The 20,797-nt window shown below is 57.7% G+C and carries 17 protein-coding genes; 9 read left to right on the forward strand and 8 right to left on the reverse strand.

What is annotated here, in order from left to right; all coding sequences use genetic code 11:
* Positions 1 to 166: 166 nt before the first annotated feature.
* From Q0K17_RS05600 to Q0K17_RS05625, 6 genes are all read right to left on the reverse strand, one after another.
* A complete protein-coding gene (locus Q0K17_RS05600) occupies positions 167 to 2,584 on the reverse strand; it encodes a homocysteine S-methyltransferase family protein (protein ID WP_294540821.1) in 2,418 nt (805 codons plus the stop codon).
* A complete protein-coding gene (locus tag Q0K17_RS05605; RefSeq protein WP_294540823.1) occupies positions 2,574 to 3,230 on the reverse strand; it encodes a methionine synthase in 657 nt (218 codons plus the stop codon). Before Q0K17_RS05605 ends, Q0K17_RS05600 begins: the two co-directional genes overlap by 11 nt.
* A 21-nt stretch (positions 3,231 to 3,251) precedes the next feature.
* A complete protein-coding gene (locus Q0K17_RS05610; protein WP_294540825.1) occupies positions 3,252 to 4,115 on the reverse strand; it encodes a methylenetetrahydrofolate reductase in 864 nt (287 codons plus the stop codon).
* A gap of 85 nt (positions 4,116 to 4,200) precedes the next feature.
* Positions 4,201 to 5,223, reverse strand: a complete 1,023-nt coding sequence (locus Q0K17_RS05615; protein ID WP_294540827.1) for a ComEC/Rec2 family competence protein — start codon at positions 5,221 to 5,223, stop codon at positions 4,201 to 4,203.
* Positions 5,216 to 8,356 carry a DNA translocase FtsK gene (locus tag Q0K17_RS05620; RefSeq protein ID WP_294540829.1) on the reverse strand — a complete coding sequence of 1,047 codons (3,141 nt, stop codon included), beginning with the start codon at positions 8,354 to 8,356 and terminating at the stop codon, positions 5,216 to 5,218. The genes Q0K17_RS05615 and Q0K17_RS05620 overlap by 8 nt, the downstream gene beginning before the upstream one ends.
* Positions 8,357 to 8,526: 170 nt before the next feature.
* A complete protein-coding gene (locus Q0K17_RS05625) occupies positions 8,527 to 9,255 on the reverse strand; it encodes an ATP-dependent Clp protease proteolytic subunit (protein WP_294540831.1) in 729 nt (242 codons plus the stop codon).
* A 202-nt stretch (positions 9,256 to 9,457) separates the two neighbouring features.
* On the opposite strand from Q0K17_RS05625, the gene Q0K17_RS05630 reads away from it, so the two are divergent.
* The 5 genes from Q0K17_RS05630 (at position 9,458) to Q0K17_RS05650 (ending at position 14,619) form a co-directional block, all read left to right on the forward strand.
* Positions 9,458 to 10,102: a redox-sensing transcriptional repressor Rex gene (locus Q0K17_RS05630; RefSeq protein WP_294540833.1), complete on the forward strand. Its 645-nt coding sequence runs from the start codon at positions 9,458 to 9,460 to the stop codon at positions 10,100 to 10,102.
* 93 nt (positions 10,103 to 10,195) lie between these two features.
* A complete protein-coding gene (locus tag Q0K17_RS05635; protein WP_294540835.1) occupies positions 10,196 to 10,801 on the forward strand; it encodes a thymidine kinase in 606 nt (201 codons plus the stop codon).
* A gap of 477 nt (positions 10,802 to 11,278) precedes the next feature.
* Positions 11,279 to 12,640, forward strand: coding sequence for an ABC transporter substrate-binding protein (locus tag Q0K17_RS05640; RefSeq protein ID WP_294540836.1), 1,362 nt, complete (start codon positions 11,279 to 11,281; stop codon positions 12,638 to 12,640).
* A 180-nt stretch (positions 12,641 to 12,820) separates the two neighbouring features.
* Positions 12,821 to 13,729 (forward strand): sugar ABC transporter permease, encoded by a 909-nt coding sequence (locus Q0K17_RS05645; RefSeq protein WP_294540839.1) that lies wholly within the window; start codon positions 12,821 to 12,823, stop codon positions 13,727 to 13,729.
* Positions 13,730 to 13,758: 29 nt separating this feature from the next.
* On the forward strand, positions 13,759 to 14,619 hold the full coding sequence (locus Q0K17_RS05650) for a carbohydrate ABC transporter permease (RefSeq protein ID WP_294540840.1): 861 nt from the start codon (positions 13,759 to 13,761) through the stop codon (positions 14,617 to 14,619).
* Between the two features lie 170 nt (positions 14,620 to 14,789).
* Here Q0K17_RS05650 and Q0K17_RS05655 read toward each other — a convergent pair whose 3' ends face one another.
* Positions 14,790 to 15,653: an AraC family transcriptional regulator gene (locus Q0K17_RS05655; RefSeq protein ID WP_294540852.1), complete on the reverse strand. Its 864-nt coding sequence runs from the start codon at positions 15,651 to 15,653 to the stop codon at positions 14,790 to 14,792.
* Between the two features lie 116 nt (positions 15,654 to 15,769).
* On the opposite strand from Q0K17_RS05655, the gene Q0K17_RS05660 reads away from it, so the two are divergent.
* Genes Q0K17_RS05660 through Q0K17_RS05675 form a run of 4 tightly spaced genes read left to right on the forward strand, consistent with a single transcriptional unit; the run spans position 15,770 to position 20,346 of the window.
* The gene (locus tag Q0K17_RS05660; RefSeq protein WP_294540842.1) at positions 15,770 to 17,326 is read left to right on the forward strand and encodes a glycoside hydrolase family 28 protein; all 1,557 of its coding nucleotides are present in this window, start codon (positions 15,770 to 15,772) and stop codon (positions 17,324 to 17,326) included.
* Between the two features lie 19 nt (positions 17,327 to 17,345).
* The gene (locus Q0K17_RS05665) at positions 17,346 to 18,521 is read left to right on the forward strand and encodes a glycoside hydrolase family 88 protein (protein ID WP_294540844.1); all 1,176 of its coding nucleotides are present in this window, start codon (positions 17,346 to 17,348) and stop codon (positions 18,519 to 18,521) included.
* A 17-nt stretch (positions 18,522 to 18,538) separates the two neighbouring features.
* Positions 18,539 to 19,372 (forward strand): sugar phosphate isomerase/epimerase family protein, encoded by an 834-nt coding sequence (locus Q0K17_RS05670; RefSeq protein ID WP_294540846.1) that lies wholly within the window; start codon positions 18,539 to 18,541, stop codon positions 19,370 to 19,372.
* A gap of 5 nt (positions 19,373 to 19,377) precedes the next feature.
* Positions 19,378 to 20,346: a pectinesterase family protein gene (locus tag Q0K17_RS05675; RefSeq protein ID WP_294540848.1), complete on the forward strand. Its 969-nt coding sequence runs from the start codon at positions 19,378 to 19,380 to the stop codon at positions 20,344 to 20,346.
* A 116-nt stretch (positions 20,347 to 20,462) separates the two neighbouring features.
* Here the strand turns inward: Q0K17_RS05675 and Q0K17_RS05680 are convergent.
* Positions 20,463 to 20,797, reverse strand: a 335-nt coding sequence (locus Q0K17_RS05680; RefSeq protein ID WP_294540850.1) for a hypothetical protein, incomplete at its 5' end; no start/stop codon positions are given.

Consider the following 20,797-nt stretch of genomic DNA (forward strand, 5'->3'; position numbering starts at 1 on the left):
GCTGCTCGGTTCCCCGCCTGACATGGTTCACGCGGTCCCCGCGCACGGGGCCCACATCCGTATGCAAAACAGCGCAAAGTGCCCTGTCCGCTTTTATTATTATACATGATTTGTGCGTCGAATGCAAGAGGTTCCCGCTCTCCTGCCCCATTTCACCGGCAGGAGATCACAGCGCCTCAAACAGCTGTTTGGCATAGTCGGCGCTGGCCTTGGCGTCCCTGGCGTAGAAGTCTGCCCCGATCTGCTCGGCAAAGGAGGGTGTGAGCACCGCGCCGCCTACCATGACCTTGCAGGGCAGGTTTGCCTTGTGCAGCTCCTCAATGGTGGTCTGCATGCTGGGCACGGTGGTGGTCATCAGCGCCGAAAGCCCCACCAGCGGCGCACCGGTTTCCCGCACGGCCTGGACCACCCGCATGGGGTCCACATCCCGGCCAAGGTCGGTGACTTCGTAACCGTAGTTTTCCAGCACCACACGCACAATATTCTTACCGATATCGTGGATGTCTCCCTTGACGGTAGCCAACACGATCTTGCCCTTGCTGACGCTCTGCTGTCCGCTGTTGGCAATGGCCGTCTTGATGACATCAAAGGCTGCCTGAGCGGCAGTAGCTGCCTGCAGCAGCTGAGGCAGGAATAAAGTGCCTTTTTCAAAACCGTCCCCCACCGTGTCCAAAGCCGGAATCAGGGACAGATTTACCACGTCCAGAGGTTCCCGGCTCAGCAGGGCCTGCTCGGCCGCCGTCCGGGCTTCCTTCTTGAGTCCTCGGCGCACGGCATCAGCTAGCGGGTCCTCATTGCCGGAAGTTTCAGACGCTGCCGGTGTTGCGGCAGCGGGAGCCGCCTTCACGGTCTGTACAGTCTGGGCCTGCTGTCCGGCATAGGCCTGGACATAATCGGCACACTGGGCATCCTGGACGGTGAGCACCCGGAAGGCCCGCACAGCAGCCATCATCTCCGGCGTGTTGGGGTTCATGATGGCCAGATCCAGTCCGGCCTGCATGGCCAGGGTCAGGAAGGTGGTGTTCATATACCCACGGCAGGGCAAACCGAAACTGATGTTGGACACGCCCAGTACGGTGCGCACTCCCAGTTCCCGCTTGCACAGTTCCATAGCCTTGAGGGTCTCTGCAGCGGAGGCCTGCTCGGCGGAGACGGTGAGGGTCAGGCAGTCGATATATACATCTTCCCGGGGGATCCCGACGGCATCTGTGGCCGCCACGATCTTTTGGGCCACTGCAAACCGGCCTTCCGCCGTCTTGGGGATGCCGTTCTCATCCAGGCACAGCCCTACCACAGCAGCACCGTACTTTTTGCACAGGGGCAATATGGCTTTCAGGGACTTTTCCTCCCCGTTGACCGAGTTGACGATGGGTTTGCCGTTGTAAATGCGCAGGGCCCGTTCCAGGGCGGCAGGGTCGTTGGAATCCAGCTGCAGGGGCAGGTCGGTGACAGCCTGCAGTTCACGCACCAGCATTTCCAGGGTGGCGGCCTCATCAATACCGGGCAAGCCGGCATTCACATCCAGCACCTGGGCACCGGCTTCCGCCTGGGCCACAGCCTGGGCACAGGCATAGCCGCTGTCCCCTTCCCGCAAAGCCTGCTGCAGCCGCTTTTTGCCTGTGGGGTTGATGCGCTCGCCCACCACGGTGATGCCTTCCACCTCCACGCAGCGCACGGGGGTGCACAGACGGCTGCGGCGCACGGGGATCTTCTGAGCCGGGGTCAGCTCCGCAAAGGCGGCGCGGAGTTTCCGGATATACTCGGGGGTGGTACCACAGCAGCCGCCCACCATGGAAATGCCCGACGCCGCATAGGGCAGCATCTGCTCCACAAAGCCGTCGGCGGTCAAATCATAGCTGCCATCCGGGTTGGGCAGGCCTGCATTGGGCTTGACGAATACCGGCATACCCGCAGGCACCACCCGGCACAGCCGTTTGGCGAAGGGCAGGATTTCATCCGGACCGAGAGAGCAGTTGATGCCCACGGCATCCACGCCCAGGCCCGCCGCCGTAATGCCGAAGCTTTCCACCGTGCAGCCGGTAAAGGTACGGCCCCGGCTTTCAAAGCTCATGGAGGCCAGCACCGGCAGGGTGCTGTTTTCTTTGGCGGCCAGAACGGCGGCTTTCAGCTCATACAGATCGGTCATGGTCTCAATGACGATGAGGTCCGCTCCGGCCTGCACCCCCGCCTGCACAATCTGCGCAAAGCGGGCGCAGGCATCCTCAAAAGAAAGGGTGCCGGTGGGGGCCAGAAGTTCCCCCAAAGGTCCGATGTCCAACGCCACCAGAGCCCCGTAAGGCTGGGCGGCCCGACGGGCACAGGCAATGGATGCTTCAATGGTCTGGGCAGCGGTATAGCCCGTACCTGCCAACTTTTGTTCATTGGCGCCGAAAGTGTTGGCATACAGGATGTCAGCCCCTGCGGCGGCGTATTCCCGGTGGATTTCCTCCAGGGTATCGGGCATCAGAAAGGCCGCCAGTTCCGGCTTCTGACCGGGCTGCAGGCCCCGCTTCTGCAATTGGGTGCCAAGACCGCCATCCAGAAATACAAAGCGGCGGCGGGCAAAAATTTCCTCAATCGTCACAGGTCATTCCCCTCTTTCGATAAGCACAGGTTTCGCGCAGCAGGCAATGGCCGCATCCGGCCCGGGCGCCGGTGACCGGGTGGTCAGCGGTTCCCAGAATGGCCGTCACGCTCTTGCGCGGAGTGAGCAGATGCTGGGGCGTGACCGCCAGCCCCAGCCCCCGCACCGTGTCCAGTGCCAGACAAAGATCATGCTGCAAGGTCAGCGGGCAGTCGCCGTACCCTGGCGAATACCGCCCGGTAAGCCACAGGCCCTGGCTCCGGGCCCAGCGGCGGGCCTCTGCCTCCACATCATCACACAGGCCATCCATAGCCGCAGAAGCGGTGGCGTCCACCGCCGCTCCAAGAGCAATATCCGAAAGTTCCAGGTGGCGGATAAGGGCGTCCGCCCCGCTGCCCATGGTCACGGCCATGAGCACCAGGCCGCTGCAGCCCTGCAGATGTCGGGCCAGATCGGTACCTGCATCCCGCAGGTCCAGTGCCCGGGGCGGCAGAGTGCGCCACACGCCCCGGGGCGTGGCAGCGCGCTGCAGAAGTGTTTCAGCTTCATCCAGCAGGCCGGTCGTGGCTTCATCGGGAGTCCAGCCGGCGGCGCCCAGATAGCGCAGCACGGTGCGGCGGTCCGCCGCGTGATAGGCAAGTTCCATGGCTTGTTTTACGCTGCCCTCTTACAGCAGATCGCGGATGCCCTCGTACACGGCCACCGCCACTTCGGGATCATTCATAGCGTACAGATGCACACCGTCGGCGCCGCCTTCGATCAGGTCCCGCATCTGGTTGACGGCATACTCAATGCCAGCCTTGCGCAGGGATTCGGGATCATCCTGCCAGCGGGAAATCATCCGGGTGAAGGCGGAAGGCAGACTGGCACTGGACAAAGCCACGGTGCGCTCGATCTGGGAACGGCGCACGATGGGCATGACCCCTGCCGACACAGGCAGCGTAACACCGGCACGACGGGCCAGGTTGAGGAAGCGGTAGAATTTGCCGTTATCAAAAAAAAGCTGGGTCAGCAGATGGGATGCGCCTGCCTCTTGCTTATAACGCAGATTCTCCACGTCGGCGGCCAGACTGGGCGCCTCGGGATGTCCTTCCGGGTAGCAGGCCGCATGGATGTCAAATTCCGGCTTGGTCTGCCACACAAAGGCGGCCAGATCACTGGCGTGGTGGAAGTCCGGGCTTTCGGGGCGGGCGGGGGTCCGATCGCCCCGCAGGGTCAGCACGTTGCGCACGCCGGCTTCGTCCAGTTCCTCCAACAGAGCGGCGGCCTTGGCCCGGTCACTGCCCATGCACAGAATATGGGCCAGAGGCTCCACACCCAGTTCGTTTTTCAGGAAGCGCGCCACTTCTACGGTGGAGACGCCGCCGGTAGACCCGCCCGCACCATATGTGACACTGATGAAATCGGGATGCAGGGTCTCCATGGTGCGCAGGGCGTCCTTCATGCTTTCAAAACGGACACTCTGTTTCGGGGGAAAGCATTCAATGGAAAAAACACAGGGTTTGCGCTTGAACATCTGTGAAATGAGCATGGTTTGTTTCTCCTTTGCCTGTATGGCGAAAATACGGCCCGCCCGTAAACCAGTGCGGACAGGGCCGGAATGATTGGGAAAGGACTTATGCAGCGGGCGCCAGAGGTTCTTCTGTTTCCGCACCGGAAGAGGCAGTCACCTGCCAGCTCCCATCGGCGTTTCCTGTCACAGCAATGGTCCCCTGCTCGTCGGTGCGCCAGACCTCCACGCCGTTCTGGGCAAATCGGTCCAGCACTTCCTGATGGGGATGGCCGTAATCATTGTTCAATCCGCAACTGACCACAGCCAGCTGCGGGTTCACAACAGACAGCAGCGTCTGGGTATTGGAGGTATTGGACCCGTGATGGCCCGCTTTGAACACGGTGGAGGGAAGGTCAAAAGCTGCCGTCAGGACAAGTTCCTCCTCTGCGTCCGCCTCGGCATCGCCGGTACACAGGAAAGAAAACTTTCCCAGTTCATAGCGCACGCACAGCGAGATGTCATTGAGGTTCTCATCTTCCCTGTCTTCCGGGATGAGTCCGGCATACAGTACGGTAAGAGTTCCCTCCCCGATAATCTGCTGCCATCCCTGTTCAGCCTGCACGCAGGGAGTGCCGGTGTCCTGGGCAGCCTGAAGCACCCGGGCAAGAAGCCCGCTTTCGGTATCTGCTACCGAAAGATCTGGCAGAAGCAGCGTCCCCACCTCAAAGTTTTCCAGCACATCTTCCATGCCGCCGATATGATCCGCATGAGGATGGGTCATGACCACCAGATCCAGTTTCTGCACACCGGTGGCCCACAGATCGTCCACCAGGGTATCTGCACTTTGCTGGGTGCCGGCATCAATGAGGCAGTAACTGCCGCCGGAGGCGATGAGCACGGAATCCCCCTGCCCCACATCCCAGAAGGTCACGACGGCCTGCCCTTCCTGCGGAGTTTGGGAAACATAAGAATCGGAATCAATCCCGAAGAATTCATAAAGCTCGGACCAGGCCGGCAAAATGCCTCGCCCGCCATATGTATCAATGGCCCAGGACCCCACCGCCAGTGCCACAGCACAAAGCACGCCGATTATCACGGCGCGGGTGGAGAGTTCCGGGGTGCGGCCATCGCCGCCCCGCTTAGCCATTGTCGTACCCGGCGGAGAGTTTGCGCTCCTGCCACTGGGCCTGGGTCACCAGGACAGCACGAGGTTTGGCGCCCTCGTAAGGTCCGATGACGCCCTCCTGTTCCATCTGGTCCATGATGCGTGCCGCCCGGGCATACCCCAGCTTGCAGCGGCGCTGCAGCAGACTGGTGGAGGCCTGCCCGGCTTCGATCACGCACTCCACTGCCTGCTCGAACATGGGATCACGGGTATTGTCCCCGTCGTCGGAGTCCGCTCCCTTGCCGCCCTTTTCGGCCACGGCACGGCGTTCCATTTCAGCGATCATCTCTTCATCATACTGTTCGGAGCTGGTGGACTTGATGAAGTTCAGCACGGCGCTGATTTCCTCATCGGTGACATAGGTGCCCTGCACGCGGACAGGCTTGGCCGCGCCCACCGGCAGGAAAAGCATATCGCCGTTGCCCAGCAGTTTTTCCGCACCGCCGGAGTCCAGGATGGTTCGGGAGTCGATCTGGCTGGAAACCGCAAAAGCGATGCGGCTGGGAATGTTGGCCTTGATCAGGCCAGTGATGACGTCCACACTGGGACGCTGGGTGGCCACGATCAGGTGGATACCGGCAGCACGGGCTTTCTGGGCAATGCGGCAGATATAATCTTCCACTTCCTTACCCGCCACCATCATCAGGTCGGCCAGCTCGTCAATGATGATGGCGATATAGGGCAGATGCTCCATTTCGGGATGCTGTTTGGCAAGCTTGTTGTAACTCTTGATATCGCGGACGTTGTTTTCAGCAAAGAGCTTGTAACGGCGTTCCATCTCCGCCACCGAGGCCCCCAGTGCCCCCGCTGCCTTGCGGGGTTCGGTGACCACCGGCATGAGCAGATGGGGAATGCCGTTGTACTCGGCCAGTTCCACCACCTTGGGGTCAATGAGGATCAACTTGACATCCTCCGGCCCGGAACGGAACAAAAAGCTGATGATGATGGAGTTGACGCACACCGACTTACCACTGCCGGTAGAACCGGCGATAAGCAGATGGGGCATCTTGCACAGGTCCGCCACCTGGGCCTGACCGGCAATATCCTTGCCCAGGGCCATGGTCAGAGGGCTGCGCATATTGATATAGTTCTGTGCCTCGAAGACGCTGCGGATGTTGACGGTGGTGCGGATCTTGTTGGGCACCTCGATGCCCACAGCCGGTTTTCCGGGGATGGGAGCTTCGATACGCACTCCGGCGGTAGCCAGGTTCAGGGCAATATCATCGGCCAGACTGGTGATGCGGCTGACCTTGATACCGGCCTGAGGCTGCAGTTCGTACCGGGTGACCGAAGGTCCGCGGCAGATGTCCAGGATTTTGGTCTTGACGCCAAAGCTGTCCAGCGTGTTGACCAGAACATCGGCGTTGCGTTTCATTTCCCGCACCGCACCGCTCTCATCCTCCGGACGGTTGGCATTGAAAAGATTCAAGGAGGGATAGCAGTAAGGCTGATGCTCCTTCTGCAGCAAATCCAGCGCTTTGGCTTCCGGGGTCTGTGTAATGGGGACCGGACTGGAAATGGGAGCCGACGCCGAATTGCCGACCTCCGTGCTGACTCGCAGGCGCCCGACAGGCGCAGGCTGGTTGGCTGGCAGCGACACCGATGCCACCGCTGCCTGCTGGGCAGTCATGGGCACAGGCTCCTGCTTCTGGGTCAGCAAATCCGACACAGGAATGCCGGCATTCCATGCTGCCGTAGCCGGATCAACCAGCACGTTGTCATCATCAAAACTGCCGCCCAGAGTGGGGATCACCGCAGTCTTGGGCTGCGGCGGTACTGCCGGCTGCTGCGCCTGGACCGGCGGCTGAGAAAGATCCAGCGTTGTGGCAAAGGATTCTTCCGGTTCCGGCAAATCCAGGTGCACTTCGGAAGAAACATCCTGATGCACCGCCGTGCGGGGTGCCGGACTGCTCATAGCCCGACTGATCAGGGCATCCAGCTCACTCTCACTGGCCTGCACCACCTCCGGTTCTTCCTCCTGGGCATCCAGATGAAGTTCAAAATCTTCTTCCGGCTCCGGCTCGGGTGCCGGCGTCTTGGCGGGAGCGGGGGTTTTCTTGCGTCCCAGCTGTTCCAGCGGATCCAGTCCGAAGGTTCCGCCGGGTCCGATAACCACCTTTTCCAGCGGATCATGATTGACCGCATTTTCCAGTGCGCGAGTGGATGCATCCGGCCCCAGATCCACATCAAAATCCGGCCGGTAGACCGGCGGTGCGGCGGGACGAGTCTTGGCCGCAGGCTGCTGCGCCGCCTGCGGTGCGGAAGCATTCTGGCGGGCTTTTTCCTCCTGTTCCAGGTAGGGCTCCACATCAAACGCCGGATGCTGTGCCGGCTGCGGCTGCCGCGGCAGCGTACCGGTCAGATTTTCCAGCGGTTCTTCCTCCGGGCTTTGACCGAACAACGGTGTATCGTAGGCTGTTGCCTCGGCGCGGCGGGCGGCCTGGGTGTCTTCGTACTTCTGCATGGTCTGGTTGATGAAGCGCACCACATCCGCCGGGGTCAGTGCAAAGAAGACCATCAGACCCATGGCAAAAAGCAGCAGCATAACGATGTTGGCACCCGGACGGCCGAGCACCGAAAGCAGCAGTGCCCCCGCACTGCCCAGCACGCCGCCGGACCAGAACCGGGTATAGCCCCAGTTATACAGCATCTTGATAATATCCCACGCTGTGGATTCATGAACTGCAAACTTGGAAAACACCACCGGAACACTGGCGCCGACCACGCCCATCAGGACCATCTTGGCCACAAAAACGCCCACACGGTACCCGGATGCCACCAGGTATGCCAGATACAGCAAAAAGGGACCGAGAATATAGGTCATGATACCGAACACACCAAACAGTGCATTGCGCATCAGAAGCCAGAAATCCTGTCCGCGGACCAGCACCAGCGCGATAACCAGCAGCCCCAGCCCCGCCAGCAGCACGCTGCGGCCAAGGTTCTGGGTTTCGGCCCGACGCTGGGCCCGACGCGACGGCTGCTTGTGCGCCGCAGCGGAAGAGCGGCCCTTGTTGCTTTTGCTGCGGGATCCGCTTTTGCTTTTGGACGAGCCGGACGAGCGCGAGGACGAGGACGAACGATAGGTCGATTTGCCTGACCTTGAACTTGCCATCTTACCATACTCCTCTATGTATTTTCAGCCTTCACCCGGCCGGAACCGACCGGCGGCACCACGCAGGAGCGCAGAATGCCGTTGACTATGTAATGGGGCAAACTGCCCCTTATAGCATATAGGTTATTCTAGCACGAAACAGGGCGGTTGTAAAACCCCCACAAGAGATTTTACGTTTCGGGATTTCTGTATCTGCCTTTTGGTGTGCGGCCGGATTCGATCTCCTTATAGAGGTAGCGCAGGGCATCATCCAGCCCGCCCAGAGAGTCGATCAGCCCCTCCTCCACCGCCTGCTGTCCGTTGAGCACTGTGCCCATATCCATGACCAGTTCTCCGGTGTTGTGCATGAGCTGGGTAAAGCGTTTGGCCGAAATGGCCGAGTGCCCCGCCACAAATCCCACAATACGTTCCTGCATCTGCTCAAAGTAGCGCAGGGTCTGCGGGACCCCCAGCACCATGCCAGAATGCCGGACCGGATGCACCGTCATGGTGGCGGTGGGCACAATAAAGCTGTGCCGCGCCGAAACTGCCAGCGGAATTCCGATGGAATGGCCTCCCCCCAGGACCAGCGTGGCACTGGGTTTGCTGACTCCGGCAATAAGTTCCGCCAGCGCCAGCCCTGCCTCCACATCCCCTCCCACCGTGTTCAGGATGACCAGAAGCCCCTCTATGGAAGGGTCTTCCTGAATATCCACCAGCAGCGGGATCACATGCTCGTACTTGGTGGTTTTCTGGTTATCAGGTGCCAGTGTGTGGCCCTCAATGGTACCAATGACCGTCAGGCAATGGATGGCGTGACGGCCCCGGGTGGTTTCGATCAGGCCGGATTCAGCAATGAGATCATTTTTCAGCCGTGCCTGCTCCGCCGGCTCCGACGACTGCGCAGATTGTTTTTTCATGAAGCAGTTCCCCTTTCTTTGGTCAGATGCCCATTTTCAGTATAGCCAGACCGGAGGGCAAATATTTTTTATTGCGATACACAGCGGTTTGTTTTGTAAGTGTTAGATAAAAATTTGACAATCTTAGGGAAATACATTATACTTTTTCCATAGAATAGACAGGGCACAGTGTGGTGCCACAACAATGAGGGGGCGTATGACATTGGCCACACAAAACAAAGCCTCCCTGCCGGTGATCAAGCGGTTGCCAAAATATTACCGTTATCTGAACAATCTGGCAGCGGAGGGCCGGGACAAGATCTCTTCCAGTGAGCTGGCCCGCATGATGGGCACGACTGCCAGCCAGGTACGGCAGGATTTCAACTGTTTCGGAGGGTTCGGACAGCAGGGCATCGGGTATAAGGTGGATGTACTTCTGGCAGAGATCAGCAAACTGTTGTTTGGGGACGGCGAGCTCCTGCCCACCATTCTGATCGGTGCCGGTCGTCTGGGCACTGCGGTTTCCAGTTTTATTTCCCGTGATACCAACGGGTATCGCCTTCTGGCGGTGTTCGACATCAACCCCGATCTGATCGGCAAGGAGATGGCCGGCGTTCCCATCCACGCACTGGATGAGCTGGAATCTTTCTGTGCCAAGAACAAGCCGGTGGTGGCGGTCCTGTGTGTGCCGCGTCAGAGTGCCACCGAACTTTCGGGAGAACTGGTCCGCTTGGGAATCCAGGGATTCTGGAACTTCAGCCATTATGACATGTCGGTGGAATATCCCGATGTCACAGTGGAAAATGTACATCTGGGCGACAGCCTAATGAGCCTGGGCTACCGGTTGCGCAACCGGGACGAATCCTGAATCATAATCACGCGGTAGAACGGGCGCGGCCAATTGACCGCGCCCCTTGTTTGGTCCCCGGATCGGACTGCACCGCCAACGGAGAAATGTAAGATGGCAAAATTGTATTTTCGTTACGGCGCCATGAACAGCGGCAAAACCACCGCCTTGCTGCAGGTGGCTTTCAATTACAAAGAGCGCGGTATGCGGGTTCTGATTCTGAAAGCCAGCATCGACACAAAGGGCGGCGACCACATTGTTTCCCGTCTGGGTGTCAGCTGTAAAGTGGACAAGCTTGTCACCCCAGAAATGAACATTCTGGATGAGGTGCGTGCGGATGCCGAAGCTCACGGAAAACCGGCCTGTGTACTGTGCGATGAGAGCCAATTTTTCACGCCGGAGCAGGCGGAGCAGTTGTTCCTGGTGACAGTGGACCTGGGCATCCCGGTCATCTGCTACGGGCTGCGCGCTGATTTCATGCTGCGTGGTTTTCCCGGCTCCACGCGCCTGCTGGAACTGGCCCACTCCATCGAAGAGATGAAAACCATCTGTGCCTGCGGCCGCAAAGCCATGTGCAACGGACGCAAAGTAAACGGACAGTTCGTGTTTGAAGGGGCACAGGTGGCCATTGATACCGTAGACAACGTGGAATATGAAAGCCTTTGTCCCCAATGCTGGTACCGGGAGTACCGTGCTTTTCTGAAGCGCACCCACAAATAAAAAGAGCATTTTTGCGGAGAATCACAGTCGTTTTCTGGCCCCCGACGCGCAAAATGTGTGCGCCGGGGGCTATCTTTGTTTCTGTGCGCATTTTTTGCACGCCGTTTTGCCCATACGAATCATTTTTGCGCTTTGATATATGTTTCTATTTTTTCCATTTTGTTTTCGCACTATGTCGATGATAGATGTATTTTGTTGAATTGTTTTGTTTATTTTATCTTTTTACATCTTTGTTCTTCATTTTTGTTCCTTTTTGTGAATTGCCATCTTGCACAATCAGCAGTAACAAAGATAGTATATTTTGACATATGCACCAATTGCTCTCCGAAAACTAGGGCAAATAATGCGCGCTTTTTATGAGGACGAACACAATCCGATATTTTTTTGTTGTAAAAGTTTTGCTATCATAATGACGTTGGGCAGGCCGCGGGGTTCCCGCACCTGTTATGTGATTTATAGCTATAGGAGGAAAAAACAATGAAAAAGGCGATTGCACTTGCACTGGCCGGCGTGATGAGCGTTGGTCTGCTTGCGGGCTGCGGCAGCACCGGCAACTCTTCGTCGGCCAGCACCGGCACCGACGCCGCCACTGGCGAAACTTCCACCACCTCTTCCGGCGCCGGCAGCCTGTCGATCAGCTGGTGGGGCGGCGACAGCCGTCACACTGCGTACCAGAATGCTCTGGCTGCGTTCACCGAGGAAACCGGCATCCAGGTTGACACCCACTACGGTGCCTGGTCCGGCTGGGAAGATCAGACTTCCGCCGCTCTGTATTCCGGCAACGCCGAAGATGTCATGCAGGTCAACTGGAACTGGCTGAGCCAGTACAGCGGCGATGGCAGCAAATTTGTCGACCTGAATGAGTATTCCGACATCATTGATCTGTCCCAGTTCCCGCAGAGCACCCTGGATGCCTGCACGGTAGCCGGCAAGCTGCAGGCCCTGCCTGTGTCCATGACCGGCCGTATCTTCTACTGGAACATGAACACCTTCAAGGAAGCCGGCATTGAGGAAGTTCCTTCTACGCTGGATGACCTGTACGCCGCAGGCGAAGCCTTCAAGACCAAGCTGGGCGACGACTATTATCCCCTGGCCATGGGCGAATACGACCGCATGCTCCTGATGACCTTCTACCTGGAAAGCACCTACGGCAAGCCCTGGGTGGAAGACAACACCCTGCAGTACACCGTGGAAGAAATTGCCACCGGCATTGATTTCATCCAGAGCCTGGAAGACAACCACGTCATTCCCAGCCTGCAGACCATGAACGCGGCCGGCATCGACGGCAACAACTCCATCGACAAGAGCGAGCAGTGGATCAACGGCATGTACGCCGGCATCTTTGAATGGGATTCTTCCGCCACCAAGTACAAGGGCTCCCTGGCCGATCCTTCCGGCTTCACCGTCGGCAACGAGATCAAGTTTGGCGACAAGGCCAACGGCGGTTTCTCCAAGGTTTCCATGGGTCTGGCCATCACCGAGACCTGCCAGGATAAGGAAGCTGCCGCGCAGCTGATCAACTTCCTGCTGAACGGCGACGGCGCCGGCATCATGGGCTCCGAGTGCGGCATTCCCAACTCCGCTTCCGGTCTGGCCGCTGCGGAAGCCGCTGGTGCGGTGGATGAACTGGTTCTGGAAGCCAACACCAAGGTCATGCAGTTCGTCGACTTCCAGCTCGACCCCACCTATGAGAGCAACGATCTGAAGGCCAACCCCGGCGGTGTTTACACCGACGTGTTCGGCGGTTACAGCTACGGCGAGTACACCGACTCCACCGAAGCTGCTACCGATCTGTATGACGGCGTGACCGAAGCTCTGGAAGATGCCGCCAAGGGCTGATCTTCCTTTCTGAATCTGTAAGCCAGCCTGCGCCGGCCCCCACGATTTGATACCAACCGAACGGGGGCCGGCGCTCTTACTGGTATTCACTTCTGAACAAATCATGAACACGGCGGCCTGCATGCCGCCAAGGACATCGGGCCCCGCCCCGCAAACATCTTTCGCAAAGGAGGCACTTGAATGAGCACCGCATCTGCACCCGTCAGACGTTCGCCGTTCAAAAAATGGTGTGACCAAAACACCGGCTTGTTCTTCCTGATTCCCTGGATTCTGGGTTTCCTTATTTTTAAGTTCTATCCGTTCGCCAGCTCCCTGTATTACAGCTTCACGGACATGAACTTCTTCAAGGGCATCCGTGAATACGGAATCATGAACTACATCGATATTTTCACCGAGAAGGAGACCCGCACCGCTCTGCTGATCACCTTCAAGTATGCGTTCATCACCGTGCCGCTGAAGCTGGTTTTCGCGCTGTTCATCGCATACATCCTGAACTTCAAGATCAAGTTCGTGAACCTGTTCCGCACCGTGTACTACATTCCGTCCATTCTGGGCGGTTCCGTGGCCATTGCCGTGCTGTGGCGTGCCCTGTTCCGTGACACCGGCGTCATCAACACCATGCTGGGCTTCTTCGGAATTCAGGGTCCCGACTGGCTGGCTGACCGTACCTGGGCGCTGTTCATCATCTGCCTGCTTCGTGTGTGGCAGTTCGGTTCCGCCATGGTGCTGTTCCTGGCTGCCTTGAAGGGCGTCTCGGTGGATTTGTATGAGGCTGCCACCATCGACGGTGCCTCCAAGACCCGCCAGTTCTTCTCCATCACCGTCCCCATGATCACCCCCGTTATCTTCTATAACCTGGTCACTCAGATTGCCCAGGCGTTCCAGGAGTTCAACGGCCCGTACATCATCACCGGCGGCGGTCCCCGCAATTCCACGACCCTTGTCGCCCTGCTGGTGTACAACTACGCCTTCAAGGAGAACGAGATGGGCATGGCCTGTGCTCTGGCCTGGGTCATGTTCGTGATCGTTATGGTGCTGACCGTCATCGCCTTCAGCAGCCAGAAGCACTGGGTCTACTACGCTGACTAAGGACGAAGGAGGAATCGAAAATGACACCCATGAAACTTGAAACCCGGCATAAGATTGCCAGATTCTTCCAGTATTTTGTCCTGATCGTGGTCGGCTTTGTGATGATCTATCCCCTGCTGTGGATGATCGGCGCCACCTTCAAGAGCAATGCGGAGATCTTTACCGGCATCGGCTTTATCCCCACCAATCCCACCCTGGACGGTTATGTGGCTGCCGTGACCCAGAACTACGGCGGCGACATCAACATCTGGCGTGCTTTCCTGAACACCTACAGCTATGTGATTCCCAAGGTCATCTTTACGGTGATCTCTTCGGTCATCGCCGCTTACGGTTTCAGCCGCTTCAAATTCAAGGGCCGGGACATCCTGTTCAGCATCATGATCTCCACCCTGTTCCTGCCTCAGGTCGTCCTGAACGTGCCGCAGTACCTGATGTACAACACCTTCGGATGGATCAACAGCCCGCTGTATCTGCCCCTGTGGGTTCCCACTCTGTTTGCCACCGAGACCTACTTCGTGTATCAGCTGGTGCAGTTCATGCGCAGCATTCCTCACGATCTGGACGAAGCCGCTTCCATTGACGGCTGTGGTCCCGTGAAGATCCTGTACAAAATTATCTGCCCCATGCTCTCCCCCTCCCTGGTGGCCTGCGGCCTGTTCCAGTTCATGTGGAGCTGCAACGACTTTATGGGCCCTCTGCTTTATGTAACCACTCCCACCAAGTATCCCATGTCCATCTTCGTCAAGCTGTCCATGGACGGCGACGCCGGTTTCAACTGGAACCGGATCCTGGCTTTGTCCCTCATTTCCATCATCCCGCAGCTGGTCGTCTTCTTCTGCGCACAGGATGCCTTCATTGACGGCATCGCGGCCGGCAGCGTCAAGGGTTAAACACTTTTTGAAAACCCGGTAGTTATCCGATCAGGATGCAAGCTGCCCCGTACCGCTTGAAACAAAGGGGTACGGGGCAGTTGATTTTGAAAACAACGCGCCTTATTGGCTCTTACAATAAAAAAGCGCCGCGCTGTATGGCGCGGCGGTTTGTGGGTTCTTATCTTCTTTCAGTTGCCCTTGTTCACCCGCTTGAAATATTGGCGGTACTGCTGGGGCGAAAGTCCGGTGGCATCCTTGAACACCCGACGGAAATGGGCACTGGTCATGAATCCGGCCTTTTCCGCCACAGTGGAAATGCTGTCATTGGTCTTTTCAATCAGACTCTGGGCTGCCTTGATGCGAACACCGTTGATGTATTCGATGAGACTCAGGTTGATGGTCTTCTTGAACAAGCGGCTGAGATAATACGGGCTGATATAGAACTGGCTGGCAATGCCGGTCAGGGTCAGCTTTTCGGCGTAATGTTCGGCAATGTAGCTCTGGATCTGGTCCACGATACGGTTGGTCACACGACCATTGTCCCCGCCCAGCTCTTTCTGTGTTTCGCACATTTTTTGCAGTTGGAGGAGCAGGGTGGCCAGGAGCATTTTCCGTGCGGCATGGCTTTCCGGCTCTTCCCCCTGAATGGCGATAAGCTGCTGCAGGACCGAGTACACATAGTTCTGCTGCTTCACCGTAATATTGCTGAGCAGGTGGTTTTCCTCCTGCCCCAGAAAGGTGAAAAAGTCCAGTTCCGGAAAGGCATCCACCACTTCCTGCAGATACTCCGCACTGAAGTTGCAGACGATGCGGCTGGAAGGGCCATCCCCCACCGACCCGGTTTTGTGGATCTGATTTTCGCCGATCATGATCACACTGCCGGCGTTCACAATGTAAGCAGCATCTTCGATGAAATAGCGGCGGGTGCCCTCTACTTCATAGTAAATCTCATACTTGTGATGGGTGTGGAAAGTGGACATTTCATAGTTGGTCTCATACCCCACATACTCAATGAAAAAGTCCACATGGGGAGAATAGGTATATTCACGCACCAAAATCACTTCTCTCCTTGTGCCCGCTGACGAACTGCGGTTCTTTTTTGTCGTTTTCTAAACCATAGCACAAATTTTGCTAATTTGCAAATCATTTTTCAATCGGGAGGTCCCCCATGCAAATCAAGCTTCTTCGCGCCATGACACGCAGCGCCGTGTTTGAACTGTGCAACGAAAGTTGCTACTACTCCTCCACGCCGTTTACCGTCCTTTTGAACGGTTCGTCCGTTCTGCAGGAATGCAAAACGAATGTTTTTTCCGTGTATGGGCTGGAGCCCGGGCACGACTACACTGTTTGTGTGCAGGACGGCACCGGACAGGGAGAACTCTCCTTTCAGACCCAGGCGGAGAGTTTCTTTGTGGATGCTTCCCGCTACGGTCTGGCCGGAGACGGCGTGACCGACGACACCGCCAAATTGCAGGCAGCCATTGCCACCTGCCCTCCGGGGGGCACCGTCTATGTGCCGGCCGGCACCTATCGCACCCAAAGCCTGTTCCTGCGCAGCCAGATCACGCTGTACCTGGAAAAGGGCTGCACCCTGCTGGGCGGCACCGACCGGAGCCAATACCCGATCCTTCCGGGGGTCCTTCCCTGCTGTGACGAGGTGAGCGAGTGCTATCTCGGCACCTGGGAGGGCAATCCCCTGGATTGCTTTGCGGGACTCATCAATGTGATCCATGCGGAGGATGTGGTCATCACCGGCGAGGGGACCATTGATGCCAACGCCCAGTCCGGAGACTGGTACAAAAACGTCCGCGTCCGCCGGGGAGCCTGGCGGCCGCGGCTGTTCTTCACCAGCCACGCAAAGAATGTGGTCCTGCATGGCGTAAAGGTACGCAACAGCTATTCCTGGACCATTCACCCCACCTATTCCCAGGACCTGGATATTCTGGACATCGACATTCTGAATCGAGCGGACAGCCCCAACACCGACGGCATCGATCCGGAAGCCTGCAAAAACGTCAACATCATCGGCAACAATGTGCATGTCGGAGACGACTGCATCGCCCTGAAAAGCGGAAAGGTCTTTATGGGTATGCGGCTGGGCATCCCCTGCGAGAATATCGTCATCCGCAACTGTCTGCTGGACCGCGGACATGGCGGACTGGTTATCGGCAGTGAGATGAGCGGCGGTGTTCGCAACGTCCATGTCGTACAATGCCTGATGAACCGCACCGACCGCGGGTTCCGCCTCAAGACCCGCCGGGGCCGGGGCAAGAATGCCGTCATCGACGGGCTGGTATTCAAAAACATCGAGATGCGCGGTGTGCTGACCCCCTTTGTCATCAACATGTTCTACTTCTGCGATCCCGACGGCAAGACCGACTATGTGCAGAGTCATGACCCCCTGCCTGTGGATGATATGACACCACGCCTGGGCCATTTTCTGCTGGAAAACGTGGTGGCCACCGATGCGGAATATGCCGGCTGCTGGTTCAGCGGTCTGCCCGAACAGCCCATTGAGAGCGTGGAGATGCGCAACGTGAGCATCCGCTTTGCTCCCAATGCAGGCCGCGGTCAGGCAGCCATGATGTGCAACGCGGAACCTTGCAGCAAGCTGGCCATCTGGGCAGAAAATGTACGGCATATACATCTGCATAACGTGCAGATCTCCGGCTATGAGGGAGAGCGTCTGCAATTCCTGCACGTAGGAGAATTCACCGAAGACTGAACACAAGGAGGAAGCAACCATGACCCATGCGGAAATCCTGGACACCCTTGGAAAATATGTTGACTACCTGATTGAGGGCAGCACCGCAGCCGCTCCCCTGTGGAACATTGAGATGGTGCGCAGCGGCAAGCCCAACAAATGGAATTACATTGATGGATGCATGATCACCGCCTGCCTGAGTCTGTACAAAACCACCGGGGATGAGAAATTCCTGACCTTTTCCCGGCATTTTCTGGATTACTTTGTCAAGAGCGGCGGTGTGATCGAGACGTATCGTGCAGACGAATACAATCTGGACAACATCAACCAGGGCAAGAATCTGTTCACCCTGTATGATCTGACCGGCAAGCAGCGGTACCGGGACGCCATCGAAACCATCCGCAGCCAGCTGGAGACCCACCCCCGCACCAAGGAGGGAAATTTCTGGCACAAAAAGATCTATCCCTGGCAGGTGTGGCTGGACGGCCTGTACATGGCTCAGCCGTTTTACATGGAATACGAAACCCGGTTCAACGGTATGAAAGGCTGTCTGGACAGTTATCGCCAGTTCATGAATGTAAAAAAGCTCATGCGGGACCCGGAAACCGGTCTGTACTATCATGGGTACGATGAGAGCCGTCAAATGTACTGGGCCAACCCGGAAACCGGATGCAGCCCCAACTTCTGGCTGCGGGCCATGGGCTGGTTCCTGGTCGCCATGGTGGATGTTCTGGAACGGATGGACGAGCAGCTGTACTATGAATATCGCAGCATCATGGCCATGCTGAAAGACGCCGCCGAAGCCATGGTCCGCTTTCAGGATCCGGATACCGGAATGTTCTGGCAGGTCATTGACAAGCCTGGTATTCCGGGCAACTATCTGGAGACCTCCGGTACGGCTCTGTTTGCCTACGCCATGCTCAAGGGCGTCCGGCTGGGATATCTGCCCAAACGGTTTGCCGCTTACGGAAAGAAAGCCTTCTATGGCACCTGCGACAAATATCTGGGGGTAAGCGCCGACGGCAAACTGCAGCTTTCCGGCATCTGTCTGGTAGCCGGTCTGGGCGGGGCCTCCCATCGGGACGGGAGCCTGGAATACTATTTCAGCGAGCCCGTGGTGGAAAATGACGCCAAGGGCGTCGGTCCCCTGCTGCTGGCTTACACTGAAGTGCTGGCAGCAAAAAAAGAGGCCGGTAAAATGGTATCCGAGCCATAATAGGGAGGTCCTGATTCATGGCAGATTTTATTCTGGGCGCGCGCCTGCACGACTACGGCCGGGGAACGCCGGACGAACTGTTCGGCCGTGTGTCTGCCGACAGTTTTGCCGCTGTACAGCTGGCCTATAAGAAATGCATTCCCGGCGTAAAAAGTTATGATGATATTACACCGCAGCTGGTGGCCGATACGGTGGCTGCCGGACGCAGGCACAATGTGTGGGTGGCCGTACTTGGTACTTATGTGGAGCTGGCCATCGATGATGAGGAACGCCGTCTGAGCAACGCAGCCGACTTCAAAAGCCAGCTGGCCGTGTGCAAGATGCTCGGCGCAGGCTGTATCGGCACCGAGACCACCAACATGGCTTTGCAACCAGCCGGCACGACCCGGGAACGGGCACAGTACCTGTTGTGCAAGAGTCTGGAAATGATCCTGCCGGAGGCGGAACGGTTGGGCGTAAATGTGGCAATTGAGCCGGTCAGCTATCACAGCATGAACACCCCTGAAGCCACCCGGCGGATCCTGGACACCATGGCCAGTCCCGCCCTGAAAGTCATCTTTGACGCCGGCAATCTGCTGACCGCCGATGCCGTACAGAATCAGGCGCAGCTGTGGGACCGGGTCGGTTCGCTTCTGGGAGACCGCATCGCAGCCGTTCATTTCAAGGGAGAGGTTTTTGGTCCGGATGGGGCCCATCAATCCGCCAGTCTGGAAGATTCCGTCATTGATTTTGCCAGTGCCTTTCGTATGCTGCGTACTCTGCCTCAGACGCTGCCTGTCCTGCGGGAGGAAGCTGTACCGGCACGCGCCGCCAGTGATATTGCCTTCATGCGGCAGTATTTTGAAGGGTAAAGAAAATGGAACGTATCACAAGAAAAATCGTAACGGTAGCGCAGAATGGCAGCGGCGATTACACCACCCTTTCCGCAGCGGCTGCAGCGCAGGATCCGGCGATTCCGGTACAATTCGTGCTGGAGCCGGGTGTTTATCATGAACGTCCCTTCCTTGAACTGGCGGACTACATCATCACCGGCGCCGGCACGGATAAAACCGTGATCACCGCCGGCGTGGGCGGTCGGGATCCCTGGCCCGGAGAAGCCAAGACCGGAACCTTCCGCAGCTGGACCCTCTTTTTGGGAGGCCAAAGCGCGCGCATGGAACACCTGACGGTGGAGAACACCGCCGGAGATGGAGCATATGCCGGACAGGCGCTGGCCGTGTACGCCGATGCCGCCAGGGTCTGCATGGTGGACGTGGCATTGCACGGGAACCAGGACACCCTGTTCACCGCACCTCTTCCGCTGACCGAGCGGGAAAAAAATGGGTTTCGGGGACCAAGGGAGCACGCGCCCCGTCTGGACACCAAACAGTATTATCGGAACTGCGAGATCAGCGGCAATATCGATTTCATTTTCGGCGGGGCCAATGCTGTTTTTGATGGCTGCCGCATCTTGCCGCTGAAACACAAGAGCGGCATCAGCTACATCACCGCTGCCAGCACACCGAAAGGCAGCCCAGGCTATCTTTTTGCCGGCTGCACCGTGCAGGGTACCTGTCCGAAAGGCAGTGTATATCTGGGGCGGCCCTGGCGCGCTTACGCCCGGGTCTTCTGGCTGGATTGTCAGTTGAGCAGTGAAATCAATCCCGCCGGATGGGACAACTGGAATGACCCCGCCAATGAGACCACTGCGCAATTTGGTGAAAGCGGCTCCTCCGGGCCGGGTGCATCGTCAGGCAGTCGGGCCTTTGGTTCTGTAGATGATCGGGCAGAGACCGTACACATGCAACAAATGCTGCAGGATTTCCGGCGCGACTTCGGCTTTTGATTGCCTCACTTCTATAAAAGTCCTGTAAAAAAGACCGGGCCTCCACGGAGGTCCGGTCTTTCGTTTTTACTTGCCGCCTGTTCTATTTATATTAAGGTAGAGGTCTTGGTTTTTCATTACCGGTCAGGCTCACAGTCCAGGATGGAAGGGATATTGGCCCAGCGCTCCGGTTCTGCAGCATAGCGCTCCTTTAACCAGGCAACGGCCGCATCCAGCCCCTCCTGATTTCCTTCAAATTCCGCCTGAGACTGCTTTTCTTCCGCTGTATGCTCCAGGCTCCAGGGACCGGGCCAGACAGTGGCGGTCAGATATTCCACCTTCTTTTTTCCGCTCTCATCGGCCGGATCCGGCTTTTTGCCCGGCATAACCAGAAAGCGCATGCCGCCTTCGGCACCGGAATAGGGATTGCCATTATGGAACCAGTGATAAATCGGCAGAGCAAAGGACATGA

The sequence above is a fragment of the uncultured Gemmiger sp. genome (assembly GCA_944388105.1).
Classification (GTDB): Bacteria; Bacillota; Clostridia; order Oscillospirales; family Ruminococcaceae; genus Gemmiger.

Coding starts and splice junctions, on each gene's coding strand:
- Q0K17_RS05605 (WP_294540823.1), bottom strand. CDS start 3,230: ATGGAACTTGCCTATCACGCGGCGGACCGCCGCACCGTGCTGCGCTAT.
- Q0K17_RS05610 (WP_294540825.1), bottom strand. CDS start 4,115: ATGCTCATTTCACAGATGTTCAAGCGCAAACCCTGTGTTTTTTCCATT.
- Q0K17_RS05615 (WP_294540827.1), bottom strand. CDS start 5,223: ATGGCTAAGCGGGGCGGCGATGGCCGCACCCCGGAACTCTCCACCCGC.
- Q0K17_RS05620 (WP_294540829.1), bottom strand. CDS start 8,356: ATGGCAAGTTCAAGGTCAGGCAAATCGACCTATCGTTCGTCCTCGTCC.
- Q0K17_RS05625 (WP_294540831.1), bottom strand. CDS start 9,255: ATGAAAAAACAATCTGCGCAGTCGTCGGAGCCGGCGGAGCAGGCACGG.
- Q0K17_RS05635 (WP_294540835.1), top strand. CDS start 10,196: ATGGCAAAATTGTATTTTCGTTACGGCGCCATGAACAGCGGCAAAACC.
- Q0K17_RS05640 (WP_294540836.1), top strand. CDS start 11,279: ATGAAAAAGGCGATTGCACTTGCACTGGCCGGCGTGATGAGCGTTGGT.
- Q0K17_RS05645 (WP_294540839.1), top strand. CDS start 12,821: ATGAGCACCGCATCTGCACCCGTCAGACGTTCGCCGTTCAAAAAATGG.
- Q0K17_RS05650 (WP_294540840.1), top strand. CDS start 13,759: ATGAAACTTGAAACCCGGCATAAGATTGCCAGATTCTTCCAGTATTTT.
- Q0K17_RS05660 (WP_294540842.1), top strand. CDS start 15,770: ATGCAAATCAAGCTTCTTCGCGCCATGACACGCAGCGCCGTGTTTGAA.
- Q0K17_RS05665 (WP_294540844.1), top strand. CDS start 17,346: ATGACCCATGCGGAAATCCTGGACACCCTTGGAAAATATGTTGACTAC.
- Q0K17_RS05670 (WP_294540846.1), top strand. CDS start 18,539: ATGGCAGATTTTATTCTGGGCGCGCGCCTGCACGACTACGGCCGGGGA.
- Q0K17_RS05675 (WP_294540848.1), top strand. CDS start 19,378: ATGGAACGTATCACAAGAAAAATCGTAACGGTAGCGCAGAATGGCAGC.